At 48.2% G+C, this 13,721-nt stretch carries 9 protein-coding genes; 2 read left to right on the top strand and 7 right to left on the bottom strand.

The window, feature by feature from the left end:
- Positions 1-63: 63 nt before the first annotated feature.
- The 7 genes from B5X72_RS02295 to B5X72_RS02270 all read right to left on the bottom strand — a co-directional run bounded on the left by B5X72_RS02295 (position 64) and on the right by B5X72_RS02270 (position 11,163).
- The gene (locus B5X72_RS02295; protein ID WP_079715202.1) at positions 64-1,692 is read right to left on the bottom strand and encodes a RagB/SusD family nutrient uptake outer membrane protein; all 1,629 of its coding nucleotides are present in this window, start codon (positions 1,690-1,692) and stop codon (positions 64-66) included.
- 12 nt (positions 1,693-1,704) lie between these two features.
- The gene (locus tag B5X72_RS20995; protein ID WP_245826780.1) at positions 1,705-3,345 is read right to left on the bottom strand and encodes a TonB-dependent receptor domain-containing protein; all 1,641 of its coding nucleotides are present in this window, start codon (positions 3,343-3,345) and stop codon (positions 1,705-1,707) included.
- Positions 3,245-4,174, bottom strand: coding sequence for a TonB-dependent receptor plug domain-containing protein (locus B5X72_RS20990; protein WP_245826779.1), 930 nt, complete (start codon positions 4,172-4,174; stop codon positions 3,245-3,247). The genes B5X72_RS20995 and B5X72_RS20990 overlap by 101 nt, the downstream gene beginning before the upstream one ends.
- On the bottom strand, positions 4,171-4,743 hold the full coding sequence (locus B5X72_RS20985; RefSeq protein ID WP_245826778.1) for a carboxypeptidase-like regulatory domain-containing protein: 573 nt from the start codon (positions 4,741-4,743) through the stop codon (positions 4,171-4,173). The genes B5X72_RS20990 and B5X72_RS20985 overlap by 4 nt, the downstream gene beginning before the upstream one ends.
- Positions 4,744-5,146: 403 nt before the next feature.
- Positions 5,147-6,730 carry a RagB/SusD family nutrient uptake outer membrane protein gene (locus B5X72_RS02285; protein WP_079715201.1) on the bottom strand — a complete coding sequence of 528 codons (1,584 nt, stop codon included), beginning with the start codon at positions 6,728-6,730 and terminating at the stop codon, positions 5,147-5,149.
- Positions 6,731-6,829: 99 nt separating this feature from the next.
- Positions 6,830-9,937, bottom strand: coding sequence for a SusC/RagA family TonB-linked outer membrane protein (locus tag B5X72_RS02280; protein WP_245826777.1), 3,108 nt, complete (start codon positions 9,935-9,937; stop codon positions 6,830-6,832).
- 545 nt (positions 9,938-10,482) lie between these two features.
- Positions 10,483-11,163 (bottom strand): hypothetical protein, encoded by a 681-nt coding sequence (locus B5X72_RS02270; protein ID WP_394332949.1) that lies wholly within the window; start codon positions 11,161-11,163, stop codon positions 10,483-10,485.
- A gap of 237 nt (positions 11,164-11,400) precedes the next feature.
- On the opposite strand from B5X72_RS02270, the gene B5X72_RS02265 reads away from it, so the two are divergent.
- Positions 11,401-12,012 carry a fumarylacetoacetate hydrolase family protein gene (locus B5X72_RS02265; RefSeq protein WP_079715198.1) on the top strand — a complete coding sequence of 204 codons (612 nt, stop codon included), beginning with the start codon at positions 11,401-11,403 and terminating at the stop codon, positions 12,010-12,012.
- A gap of 8 nt (positions 12,013-12,020) precedes the next feature.
- On the top strand, positions 12,021-13,721 hold the full coding sequence (locus tag B5X72_RS02260) for a M23 family metallopeptidase (protein WP_079715197.1): 1,701 nt from the start codon (positions 12,021-12,023) through the stop codon (positions 13,719-13,721).

Below are 13,721 nucleotides of genomic sequence, written 5' to 3'. Positions count from 1 at the left end.
TAGTACGGGGCTAATATATAAAAAAAAGCCAGCAAGTGGAAGTAACTTGCTGGCTACATTTTTTTAGTACCCGGGATTTTGTACGAGATTGGGGTTGATAGCAATCTGCGTATGAGGTATGGGATATATCTCTTTGTTAGGATCGTTTGTAGGCTGGTGGTCCCACCATGTACCATGCGTGAATTTGCCAAAGCGGATAATGTCCGTACGCCGTTTGCCCTCAAAAATAAACTCCCGGCCACGCTCTTCCAGCAACTCATCCATCGTCAGTGTAGCAGTCGTATACCGCGCCTCCGGCCAGTCTTCTGGCGAAAAAGCCCGTTCGCGGCATGCATTAACCAGATCCACCGCCTCTTGAGTAGCTACACCACCGTTTCTGCGCATGATGGCTTCTGCTTTGTTGAAATAGATCTCGGTCAGACGATAGATGATGTAGTGATTTTCCCGGTAATTTGGATCACTTACACGCCCGCTTTTGTATTTATTGAACCTGGCACCGCTGTTTTCCTCGCCTTCAGCCATGCCCCCCTCGCTGGTTAGATCGCCCTCACTTTCCCGCCTGATGGAATTGACGTAGACAAACGGCTGTTCATTCCATTCTTCCGTGCCAAGGATCGGCGTTTCAGTACCATAGACATATTGTGGACCAAACAAAAACCATTCTCTTTTTCGAAGGTCGTCTGCTGCGTATGCATCGAATGCGGTAGGGATAACCACCATGGCGTTATTGCCTGAATAGCCCACATCAAGCGCTTCACTTATGTTTGCATACCCCATCAAGTAGGCAGCCCAGTCGAAGACAAACCCGCCCTGCCTGCTGAATGCAAATTGGAAAAGTGCTTCCGACGCATCTTGGTTGGTATTACTGAATGTCGCTGCCAGATCATCTGCAAGCTGGGGTGTACCACCGAGTCCGCCTGCTTCGCCACTAATGATCCGGTCACAGGCTGCAATGCACTCATCCCACATTGGCGTGCCGATGAAGTACTCGGCATTTAGGTACAACTCGGCCAACATCGCATAGCCAGCCGTTGCTGACACGCGGCCGACCAACGCTGTTGAATAGGGCAGCAATTGCGGTACGTAGGTTTCCAATTCAGCCTGTATAAACGCAAACACCTCGGCCCTCGGCTGCGTGGGAAGATTGGCGGGCTCTTCGGCAACTTCCGTAGCAATCGGCACATTGCCCCAAAGCTCCATGATTTTCATGTAATGATAGGCGCGCAAGACGTGCAACTCCGCGATAATTGCCGTCATTTCCTCTTCGCTAATATCCAGTGCGGCGTAGTCTACCTCATTGAGATCTGCGATCGCGGAGTTGATATACCCCACACCCGTCCACATCAATATCCAAGCCGTCCGTGTGGGGTTTTCATTTGCTGTCCACGTATGATAATGCTGGCGAAAATGGTCTCCTCCATCATAACCGTGGCGTCCTTTTTGCGGCCACGCCAATTGGTCGGCGGATAACTCCGCATGGTAATAATAGCCTGTCTGCCCTGTTGGTGCAAGCCACGCTTGCATATGAGTAAACGGCCGGAGCGCCGCCTGCATCACTTCCAACCGGGAGTTATAGAAGCTATCTTTCTCAAGCTCGCTATACAAGTTCTCGTCCAAGTTCGTACATGCACCGATAGTGATTAACACGCTTGCGACCAGTGTACGTTTTATTTCGCTAAAATATCGTTTCATTTTCGGTTTGTTTTAGAATCCAACATTCAGTCCTAAAGTCCAGGATTGGGTACGCGGATAAAACCCGCGCGCGTCGACCCCCGCTTCAAACCCGGTATCTTGCAATTCGGGATCAATGCCGCTGTAACCGGTAATGGTTACAAGGTTCCGACCCGTCAAGTAAACCCGCATGTTACGGATGTAGCCCGAATTCAGCCGGAAGCTGTAGCCCAATGTGACATTATCCAGTTTAACGAAGTCGCCGCGTTCCAGGTAGTAATCGGAGTATTGAGGCTCATCATTCAGTCGGTTGTGCGTGGTAATCGCACTCCGCAGCAAGTTATTAGGCAACCATCGTTTATTTCCAAAGTAGAGATCTTGCGTATTCAGGATATCGAAGTCAAACTTCCCCCTCAACAACACCGTCAAATCAAAGTTTTTGTACGTAAACGAATTGCTCAAAGACGCTTGGTATCTTGGAACGCCGTTGCCTATCACCGTCAGATCATTTTCATTCATTTCAGTAGACGTGCCCGTAGAGCCGTCTGCTTTATAGAACAACCACCCTCCTTCTTCTGTAAATCCTGCAAAACGTTTACCATAAAAATTGCCCACTTCGCCTCCTTCTTCCAGCCGGAAGGCATTGCCAAGTGCGCCCGGCGATGGCAGCCCATAGAATTCCAGCCAGTTTGCCTGAAAGACGTCTGCAGATAATTTCGTCAGTTTATTTGAGTTGGTGTTGCCCGCAAAGTCGATATTCCACCGGAAATCTTCCCGTTGCATGGCAATGGCAGAAAGCTGTAACTCCACGCCTCGATTTCGTATGGAGCCCACATTGGTATAAATCAGATCCCGTACAAATGCCGGCTGCTGGGCGTTATAATTATACAACAAGTCCTTGGTTTCCCGATCGTAGACGTCGAGCGCACCACTAATCCGGTTATCCCATAAGGCGAAGTCAAGACCAACGTTCCATTCTGCCTTCTGTTCCCACCTTAAATTCGGATTGGGATTACGGGCGGGGCCATAGGTCTGATAATACACACCCTCCTGGGGATAAACGCCCCCTGTGCCCAACGTGAGCAGCGATTGGTAGTTTGGGATACCTTGGTTTCCGGTAATGCCATAGCCCACCCGCAATTTCAGTTCGTTTATTTGCGAAACATCTTCCATGAATGACTCTTCGCTCACGGACCATCCCATGGAAACCGATGGAAAGTTCCCCCATTTGTGATTGGCACCAAAGCGGGATGAACCTTCGCGGCGGAGGATAGCCTGAACCATGTACTTGCCCTTGTAGGTGTAATTTGCTCGACCAAAGAATGCGACGAGTGTATTGTCGTCCTTGAAGCTATTCATACCCGGCCGGGGCAACTGTGTATTCTGAATGGCACTGCCGGCACCCAAATTCCAATCCAAAAAGCCGTCGGTGGTGAATCCATTGTTGTTGGCGCTGAACCGTTCGACGGTTCCATACTGATAGCTGTATCCAAGCAACGCGGTCAACACATGGTCATCACCGAACGTTGTGTTATAGTCGAGCGTTGATTCAAGCGTCTGTATCCAGGATACATCATTCCACTTGGCCGCATAAGCCCTGCCATTCGGTCCCGGGGCGTTGTTCCCAATCGTTTGTTGAGCGATAGAAACGGTCGTTAAAACTATTGCGTACATAGGATCCGAATACCGATGCCGAAAGTCCTTCCACGATATCCAATGTAAGCTTGGCATCGCCGGAAAGAACCTGTTCGTTTCGTTCGGCGATGCGGTTGGCAAGTCGCGAAATCGGATTATAATTGTTATATGCCTGTGTTTCCAGGAACGACCCATCCTCATTATAAATGGGGGCCGTTGGATTGCGTTGCACCGCCTGTTCGAAATCAGCCCCTGTACTGGTAATCCGAGCATTGGGGTCGTCCGAATTGTTAAATCCACCGCCCAGCAGATTTGACTTCGAAAAATTGGCGGCAAGGTTTACCTGCAGGTTCAGGCGATCTTGGAGACCTCGCTGGTTGACATTAATCCGGCCACCCCATTGGTTCCTCGAGCTCTGCTTGGCGATACCGTCGGCATCATTTACGAACAACGAAACCCGGTAGTTCGTATTTGCTGAACCACCGGAGGCCGCAAAATTATGATAGTGGCTGATATTTTGTTTATCAATCAGTTCGTCATACAGATCCGTGGAAGCTCCGAAATCCTGATCGGCATTGACAATACCCTGTGCAATCAGGTTCCGAAAATCCGAAGCCGTGAGAAAGTCTGGCTTGCGATCGACAACTTCGCGTTGCACATATGTTGAATAATCAAATCGCGGTTCTCCCTCGCGGCCCTTTTTGGTGGTAATCAGGATGACGCCGGCATTCCCCCGCGTACCGTAGATGGCCGCGGCAGAACCATCTTTCAATACATCAAAGGACTCGATATCATCTTGCTGGAGCAGGTTGAGGCTCCCTCCGGGTATACCGTCGATGACAATCAATGGCTCACGCGAACCGGTCAATGAGGTAACCCCCCGCAGCTGGATAGCCGCACCCGAGTTGGGTTATTGCCTTGTGTACGCGTGATATTTAAACCCGCTACCTTACCCTGAATCAGATCCAATGGCGACCGTGTGCCACCCGCATTAAAATCTTCCGCGCGGACACTCGCCACGGCGGATGTCACCTCCTTCCTGCGCATGGTGCCGTATCCCACGACCACGACTTCATCCAAAGACGTCGCATCATCTTGCTCCAGTGCGATAGCAAGGACCTCCTGCTCTTTTACGACGACTTCCTGATCCTTATATCCAAGATAAGTGAAAATAATCGTCTCGCCGGCTGAAGCTTCGATAGCGAAGTTGCCGTCTTCGTCGGTGGTTGTGCCGCGTGATGTCGCTTTTACGGCAACGGTAACGCCTGTAAGCGGCAGGCTATCGACAGCGTCGACCACCTTGCCGGTAATTGTCCGTTGCTGGATACCGGCTTCAGGCATGTTAGCACTGCTTCCGCCTCTTGCCGATATTGCCTGCAGCAACAATAATGTCCCTAAAAAAATCCAAAAAAATACCTTAGGAGCAGATTGCCCCATTGACAGACTAAATAATTCTTCATTTTGATGTGTGTTTGCTAACTAGTGTTAGTGGTTTATCAAAAACCTGTTGTTTTTTTGATTTCGATGGCAGAATCTAAAATCCAAAACCAATACTAAAACATTTTAGCTAACAAAGGAGGAGGATGCTTATAAAAGTTCATAATTCGCAGCAATAAAAAAACGATTGTGTACCAAGAAACTAATGCTCTTTTAACAAAAAATTCTGCGAATAGTTTTAATATTTCATGAAAACAATGACAATCAACCACTTAAACACATCCAAATTACTGCAAAAAACATAAACAGCGCAATGCCCAGGTTCGGGTGGGTGAACCTAGGCATTGCTGTTTATGCGTCGTAGAAGTCAGGTACCGATGATACCCAACCCTAATTTAGATAATTAATCCGTGTATCCTGGATTTTGCACCAACGACGGGTTGCGTTGCAGCTCAACATCAGGCAACGGAAACAGCAAGTGTCTTTCGGCAAAAGTAGCGCCGAAACTGTTTTGCTGGCCGATTACATCTACAAAATTAATTTGCCCATTAGCGGCTGTTACAGGAAATTGCCGGGTACGTTGGATATCAAACCAAAGATGGAACTCGAAAATCAATTCGCGCAGCCGTTCTTTCCATACTTCCGCGACAAACTGTTGCGGGCTGAGGCCGGCCAGGCTGGCCTTTACCTGCTCGGTTGGCTGTTTCCAATACGCACGGCTCCGCACCTGCGCCAAATAGTCTACGGCCTCGGAGGTGACGCCTTCTGACTGGGCGATGGCTTCGGCTGCAATTAGCAGCACGTTGGCATAGCTCAAGATAGGCAAGTCTTTTCCAGAGGTCGCCGTTTCCAAGGCGGCCTGCTCATCAAACCAGATATGTGGAGCCGTATCAAAATTGGCCACGGTTCCGTTTGCCCTGGTCAGGGAAGAATGGAAATATTGCTTCTCCTGAATTCGCAAATCTTCCTCGGGATTATATGCGCGCAGGAGGCTGCTCGTCGGTTTATACGCATTGTTAAAAATAGCGTAAGCCAATTCCGGGGCCATGCTAACCGGAAAAGCATATTGCACATAACCGGAGTTGGAAATACCCACGGCATATTCGTAATAATAGATATGCTCGTTGGGCAGGTTGTCTGCCTCGCGAGCTTTATTGTAAGCACTATTAGCCAAATTTACCTCGCCCTGCCCGTCTACGTCATGCTGCGTCAGGCTATACACGCCACCGGAAATAAGCTCGCGTGCTTCCCGTGCTGCATCAGCGTAGTGGTTGGCCTGCAAGGGGTATCCGCTCATCGTCAAATACACCTCAGCCAACAACGATTTCGCAGCACCGTGGGTGATCCGGTTGCCGTTGCTGCTCATCGTCACGTTAGGCAGATAGCCCTGCTGGGTAGCAAATTGCAAATCCTGCACAATAAGGGCATAAACCGATTCGATGGTCGCGCGTTCAACATACAGATTTTCCAGGCTCTCATACGGCTCCGTGATCAGCGGGACACCACCAAAGAAACGAGTAAGGTAGTAGTAGCCCAATGCTCTAAAAAAGCGCGCCTCCGCCATCAGCTTATTCGCTTCCGATTCGGATAATCCAGGGGTAGTCGGGATGTATTTGATAGCCGTATTAGCCCGTGAAATACCGAGGTACAGGTCGGCCCAGATACCGCCAAAATAAGTCGACAAGTTTACACCATTCATCGTAAGCTGTTGTGCATGCTGCACATGCACTTCCTGCCCTTTGTAGTCGTTGTCTACAAAGCCCGATACATAGGGGCCAAACATCAATCTCGTTCCTGAATAAACTCCTCCACCAAACAGTGCGGGTGTCCCCGACCGATACAGGGCATTCACCGAGTTGTAGGCATGATCGGGGTTCTGGAAGAACTGACTGGGGGAAATCTCATCTTTCGGTACTTCTTGCAGAAAGTCCGAACAGGAGGTAGCCAACATCCCCGTTGAAAATATTATTGCAATTAACTTTTTCATTTGAATATCGTTTTAAGCAGCAATGAAACCCGCATAAGCGGTAATACATTTTCGTTGGTAAGCCTCAACGTATGCAGGTTTCATTTTCTGTAATTTACATTAGAATTGGAAACTGGTACCTAAAGTGAACGTTCTTGGATTTGGATATTGGAAGAAGAAAATATTCTGTCCCCATTGGTTTCCGCCCCAGGAAGTCGCTTCCGGATCGTATCCCTTAAATTCTTTCGATTTGACAAGGAATGCATTCTGCACGCTGGCGTAAACGCGGAATCCTTTCAGGTTGAGCTTGTTCAACGCCACGCTGCCAAAATTGTAACCGAGCGAAATCAAGTTGCCGCGCAGGTATGAGCCGTCAGCTACCCAGTGATCATCGACCTCACTGTTCTGGCCGGAATAAGGAGCATTACGTATCTGCTGGACCATCGTATTTTGGTTGTTTTCTGTCCAGCTGTCATACAACGTTGTCTTTAGCCCGTTGGACAAGCCGGTACGGTCTTCCATCGAGTGCATAAATTGCTGCAAGATGTCTACACCAAGAACAAATTGAAGGTCTACCGTGAGATCGAAGTTCTTATAGCTTACATTGTTTACAAAGCTACCTACCCAGTCGGGAAGTCCTTTGCCAATAATTTGGCGTTCACTGCTCCGCTTAGCCACACCGGGAATAGCCCCCACTGCAGCGGCTTCGGCGGCTTCGTGTGTACCCCAAGTGCCCAAGCGCCTATATCCCCAATACGAGCTCAGCGGTTCGCCGACGCGCAAGATGGTCTGGCTGCCGGACACCCAGCTAGGCCCTGGGAATATGTCTTCGTTATTTTCGCCCAATGCCTCGATGCGGTTTTTGTTATAGCTAAAGTTGAATGTCGATTGCCAATTAAATACATCATTTGATACTGGCGTACCGCTAAGCAGGACTTCGACACCGCGGTTAGATACTTCACCGATATTATCCCTTACACCCGAGAAACCTGTGGATGTAGGCACGGGACGATCCAGTAACAGGTCAGTAGTCAGCTTGTAATAATAATCAAACGACATGGTGAGCCGCCTGTTGAATAATGCCAAATCAAAGCCGATATCAAACTGCCTGGTTTTTTCCCATTCGAGATTTGGGTTTGGCAAGCGATTAATAAAGCTCTGTGACACCCGTGTTCCGTTGAGCAGCGTCGTTCCGGAAGATATTGTGCCCAATGAAAGGTACGTGTCAATTTCAGTATTACCTGTTATACCGAAGCTCGACCTAATCTTTAGTTCGTCCAGCCCCCTTGCATCACGCAAGAACGACTCTTCAGACAGTACCCAACCCAAGCCTGCCGATGGGAAAATCCCGTATTTGTTGTTTTCTCCAAAACGCGAAGAACCGTCTACCCGACCAGTAACGGTAAGTAAATACCGGTTTTTATATGTATAACTTCCCCGCAGGAAGTATGAATTCATCGTCCACTTATCGTGCGAAGAACCCGGTGCTCCCGGCTGGCTAGCCGATTGGATGGCATTGAAGCGGAAGAAATCATCCGCGAACCCTTCGGCGGAGATGTAGTTATTTTCATAGGTACGTTGCTGCCAACTCAATCCCAACGCCGAGTTAATCCGGTGATCACCGATTTCCGTATTATAATTCAAATAGGTTTCCTCCTGCCAATAGAAAGACCGTTGGTTTTCCAAATAAGCTCTTCCCAGCGGAGCTGAAATATTGATGAGGTCCGTCGGGCTATACTCTTGGATGTTGATATCATGTTTATCAAAACCGAATTGCGTACGCAAATCCAATCCAGGAAGAATATGGAAGGTCAAGTAGGCGTTTCCGAATAGTTGCTGCCGCTTGCGGAGCCTGTCCTGTGTTTCGAGTACATGGACCGGGTTGGGAATAGCCTCTAAGCCATAAGCATCGGTAATCATGCTGCTATTTGACCACGTGCCATCCGGGAATTTAACTGGAAATATAGGCGCCATCTCCAACATTGACCGACGCGGCATCTGGTGGCCCCCACCCTCTTCAAATTCGTTTTCGCGCGTATAGTTGGCAAGCAAGTTGATACCCAATGACAACCAATCCTTCGGTTTGGCGTCGTAAGCTATTTTTCCGTTTATCCGCTCCAACCAATTGTTGAGCATGATTCCCTGCATGTTGGCGTAGTTGATAAAGGCACCGAAGGATGAGTTGTCAGCTTTGGTCTGCACGGCAAACTGATGGTTATGAGACACAGCGGTGCGGGTAGCTTCTTCCTGCCAATCCGTATCGTACAGGGGATTCCCCTGTGCGTCGAAAAGCCTTGGATCATTACGTGTGAATTCCGGTATGTTTCCGGAGCTGTATTTCGAATGGTTGGCGAAGCCTCGTTCTAATACTTCCAGCCATTCTGCGGAATTGAGGACCTCTATCTTTTTGGGGAGTGTACCAACATTCATAAAGCCATCATAACTCACGATGGTACCTCCTACTTTGGCTCCCCGTCTGGTGGTAATCAAGATTACCCCGTTGGCTCCCCGTGCACCATAAATTGCCGTAGATGACGCATCCTTCAACACCTCCATGCGCTCAATATCATTAGGATTCAGGAATTGAATGTTCTCCATCACCACGCCGTCCACCACGAATAAAGGATTGGAAGACGAATTGATGGTACCCAATCCCCTGATTAAAATCCGGGGACTTCCGGAAGGTGCACCTGAATTCAGGAACACGTTTACACCGGCTACTCGCCCCTTCATCCCTTGTAGCGCGTTGGTCACGGGCGACATCAGCAGCTCGTCCGATGACAAAACAGCTACGGAGCCTGTCAAATCCGATTTTCGTTGCGTACCGTATCCAACGACCACGACCTCCTCCAGATCTGACGCATCGCTCGCCAACTGTACATTGATAATTGCATTTTGCCCTACAACGATTTCCTGACTGACATAACCCAAATAAGAAAACACTAAGATCTCGCCCCCCGTGGCCGAAATGGTATACCGGCCATCGTCATCTGTGGCGGCTCCTCGTGATGTCCCTTTTACGGTCACCGACACACCTGATAACGGCGTATTGTCCGCCGTGCTGGTCACCGTACCGGTAATGGTTTGCTGCGCAGTTTCCTTGGCAAAGCCACTGACAGGATTCGTGTAGCCGTCGGCAAACGCCGGACCCGCCAACAACACGGCCATCAGGGACAACAGCGCTGAGCGTATTTTCCCGCATTTTGTTTTTGTTGAATGTTGGTTCATTTTACTTGCTTTTTGGTTTGTACTAATTGTTGGTTACTGGTTTTTTTCTTGAAGTCACGAGACCACGCACGTTTAACCAAGACATCATTACTCCCCACCCAAATGTCCGCTGTCAGCAGGCCCGCTTCGTTCGGTTTCGCGAGGATAGCCTCAAGCTATCCCCAGGAAGTAACGAAGGTTCAACCCAAAAAAAGAGTCATAAAAATTTCTTAGATGAATTTTATATAGCTCTAAATTTCAAACTTGATCTGGAAAAAGTAATAAGTGGCTGGCATTAGAAAACAATGCTCTAACCCTTTGTGCACGTACAACTACGTAAGCTACAAGAAAGTCGCTAAAATATTTTAGCTAAACGCGAAATCGTTTTGTTTTTTCGGCATAATTGTGTGTTTTAACAGGTGAATAATTTGCTTAATCTAATTTGGTTTGTTGCAATACCTCGTCGTATTACGGCGCTAAGGTAGATAATAAAAGATTCACTTGCAAGTAAAATCATACGTCGCCCCGAAAAAACATCACCTGTTCATTTCAGGTGCCGGCCTACATCAATTCAGTGCCGAAATCGTTTTGACCAAGGTTTTTTTTGCTAAGGGGAGCAACGTATTTTCAACAGGGAATGTGATGTCGCTTTCCACTTGGTAAACCGCCGGATTGGGGAGTTCCCGTCGGGTATGAATAAGGTCTTTCCGGATGGCTTCGGGCGTATTGTAAATAAAATGCCGTTCGTATTTGGTCAGGTATGTGGTATGGATTCCCCGGTATTTTTCGTGCTGGCTTTCAAAGAGGGTTACCTGATACTCATACACGCGTATTCCCTTTTCATCGCCATTGCGCAACAGCAGATAACCGTTGTTTGGATATAGCGGTCGCATGCCCACTTCGGAGATAACCAAGTGGCTCTCCACAAAATCATGAATCTCCTGCCCTTCCTTGATTGCAGGCTTGATTTTACTTGCGGCGTAGGAGATAATCTGTCCGATCTCCTGCATCATCGTGTCGTCATTCACGATTTTTTCGTAAGTAATTTTGACGGCAGCCATATCAATACTGCTTAGCCGCACAGGAAACCCCGCTTCAAGCGTTGTTTTGTCTTGCTTAAATTTTTTTAGGTTATTATAATGAAAAATCAAATCGTTTAAGTTCGGATAGAGCCTCGTTTTATTAAAATGCGCATTGATTTGTTGTAAATAAGCAAGCAACTGATATTGTTTGTGCTCAAAATCGATAGGAACCTCGATGAACCAATTGGCATTTAACGTACGCATAGTCACCTCCTTGATACAAATGGTGAATATACACAAAATCAGCATCATCTCCAATACTCAATTGTAAAAAATCCGATGGTAATCAGCGCCGGAATCGTCGGCAGCTCCTTTGGCATTCAGATTATTACGGCTATCATCCCGGTTTTTAATACAATAACATTACTTTTGCATACGATAGACTAACAGTAAACGAAATCCATGAAAATCATCGCGATAGGCCGCAATTACACCGAACACGCCAAAGAACTCCATAATCCCATACCGGAAAAACCGGTTATTTTCCTGAAACCGGATACAGCCGTGCTTAAGGACAACCGGGATTTTTATTATCCCGAATTTTCCAAAAACATACACCATGAGGTGGAAATTGTCCTCCGTGTTTGCAAGGAGGGGAAACATATCGGCGCGAAATTTGCACACACCTACTACGATGCTATTGGTTTAGGCATTGATTTTACAGCCCGGGACATCCAACAGGAACACAAGGATAAATCCTTGCCGTGGGAACTCGCGAAGGCATTTGATGGCTCGGCACCGGTGAGCGATCTGCTTTCGAAAACCGTTTTTGGAGACGTCTACGATATTGCGTTCCGATTAGATAAAAATGGCGAAACCGTACAAATGGGTAACACTAAGGACTTGATTTTTTCATTTGAAGACCTCTTGGTCTTTGTCTCCCAGTACATCACCCTGCGCAAAGGTGATCTAATCTTTACGGGTACCCCGGCAGGCGTGGGTCCGGTAGCCATTGGCGACTATCTGGAGGGATACATCGGCGACCAACGAATGTTTCATTTTTATGTGAAATAGCACCATACATGAAGGTTAACCGTATCTTAGTTATTTGCCTGGCATTTTTCCTTGTCCATGTTTCTGTAAAGGCGCAAAACCCCATCATCAAAAACAGGGAATATCCCCAAGGCTATTTTAGAAGCCCGCTGGACATTCCGCCACAGGCGTCGGGCACCTTTGGTGAGTTGCGCTCCACGCACTTCCATGCGGGCGACGATTACCGTACGCAGCAGCGCGTGGGTTTACCACTTTTTGCGGTAGCGGAAGGTTATGTAGCCCGCGTACGGGTACAGATCGGCGGCGGCGGCAACTCCGTTTACATCAATCATCCCAACGGCTTCACCAGTGTGTACTTGCACATGCATGAGTTTAATGCGCAACTGGCTGCGATCGTAAAAGCCAAGCAATACGAACTGCAACGTTTCGATGTAGATATATCGCTTGAAGAGGCGGTCGTACCTGTCAGAAAAGGTGACCGGATCGGACTGGCGGGCAATACCGGCAGCTCCCAGGGGCCCCACCTGCATTTTGAAATACGTGACACCAAAAAGGAAGCTCCGCTGAACCCCCAGTTGTTTGGATTGAAATTTCCGGATAACCTGGCACCGCTTATCCGGGGCATCACGGTCTATGACCTGGCTGATGAACCGTTCAGTGAGCATACGCCGAGAAGGCATCTTTCGCTGCAAAGTGCGCAGGTATTACCAGTCAACGGCCGCTTCGGCGTGGGCATCAATACGGTAGATCGGCACAACGGCACGTCTTTCAACAACGGTGTCTATTCCATTGAACTGCTGCTCGATGGCAGGCCCGTCAGTACGGTGCTGTTTGAAGAGTTGTCTTTTGCCACTTCGGGCACCATCCATTCATATATTGATTATCCGTATTATATCCTGAAAAAGACCAGGATACAAAAGAGTTTTAAGGATCCGAATAATCCCATCAATATCTTCCACTTCCTCGAAGGTGATGGCAGCATCACATTAACCGACAACCAAGAACATACACTCACTTACCGCGTTCGAGATGTACATGGCAATACCAGCACACACACGTTTAAGGTGAGGAATACGCCTTCTTATACGCCTGTGCGGCAGCGTGCGCCGGGCACGGCAATGTTTAGTTTTGACCGCGAAAATCGTTTCTCCGCTGAAAATGCGGAGGTGATTATACCACAAAATGCCCTGTATGACCACTTACACTTCAGTTATCATCAAGGCTCGCGGCCAAACGGCGGATACTCCATGATGCAGCACATCCACAACCGTTTTATCCCGCTCCGCGACAGTTACGAACTGAAAATCAAAGCAGATAGCACATTGACAGACGCGCTGAAGGCCAAAGCCATTATCGTAAACGCAGAAGGCAACTCACATGGCGGCAATTTTGAGGATGGCTGGGTACGCACAAAAACCCGTTCGTTTGGCGGTTTTTATATCGCTATAGACACATTGCCGCCTACCATACAACCTCAGAACATCAGTGAGGGTAAAAATATGGCGGCAACAAACCGGATAAATTTCAAGATTTCGGACAATCTTTCTGGAATACAATCATTCAACGGCTATATCGACGACCATTGGGTACTGATGGAGTACGACCCGAAATCGCGATCGCTGTGGCACACATTGGAAAGTGACCTGCAAAAAGGCAAACACAGATTCCGGCTGGAAGTCGTTGACTGGAAAGACAACAAACAGGTCTATGAAGTAAATTTTATCAGGTAA

Origin of the sequence: Parapedobacter luteus, from assembly GCF_900168055.1 — a bacterium.
In the GTDB taxonomy this organism is placed as follows: Bacteria; Bacteroidota; Bacteroidia; order Sphingobacteriales; family Sphingobacteriaceae; genus Parapedobacter; species Parapedobacter luteus.
This window is presented reverse-complemented; position numbering and strand designations above follow the sequence as displayed.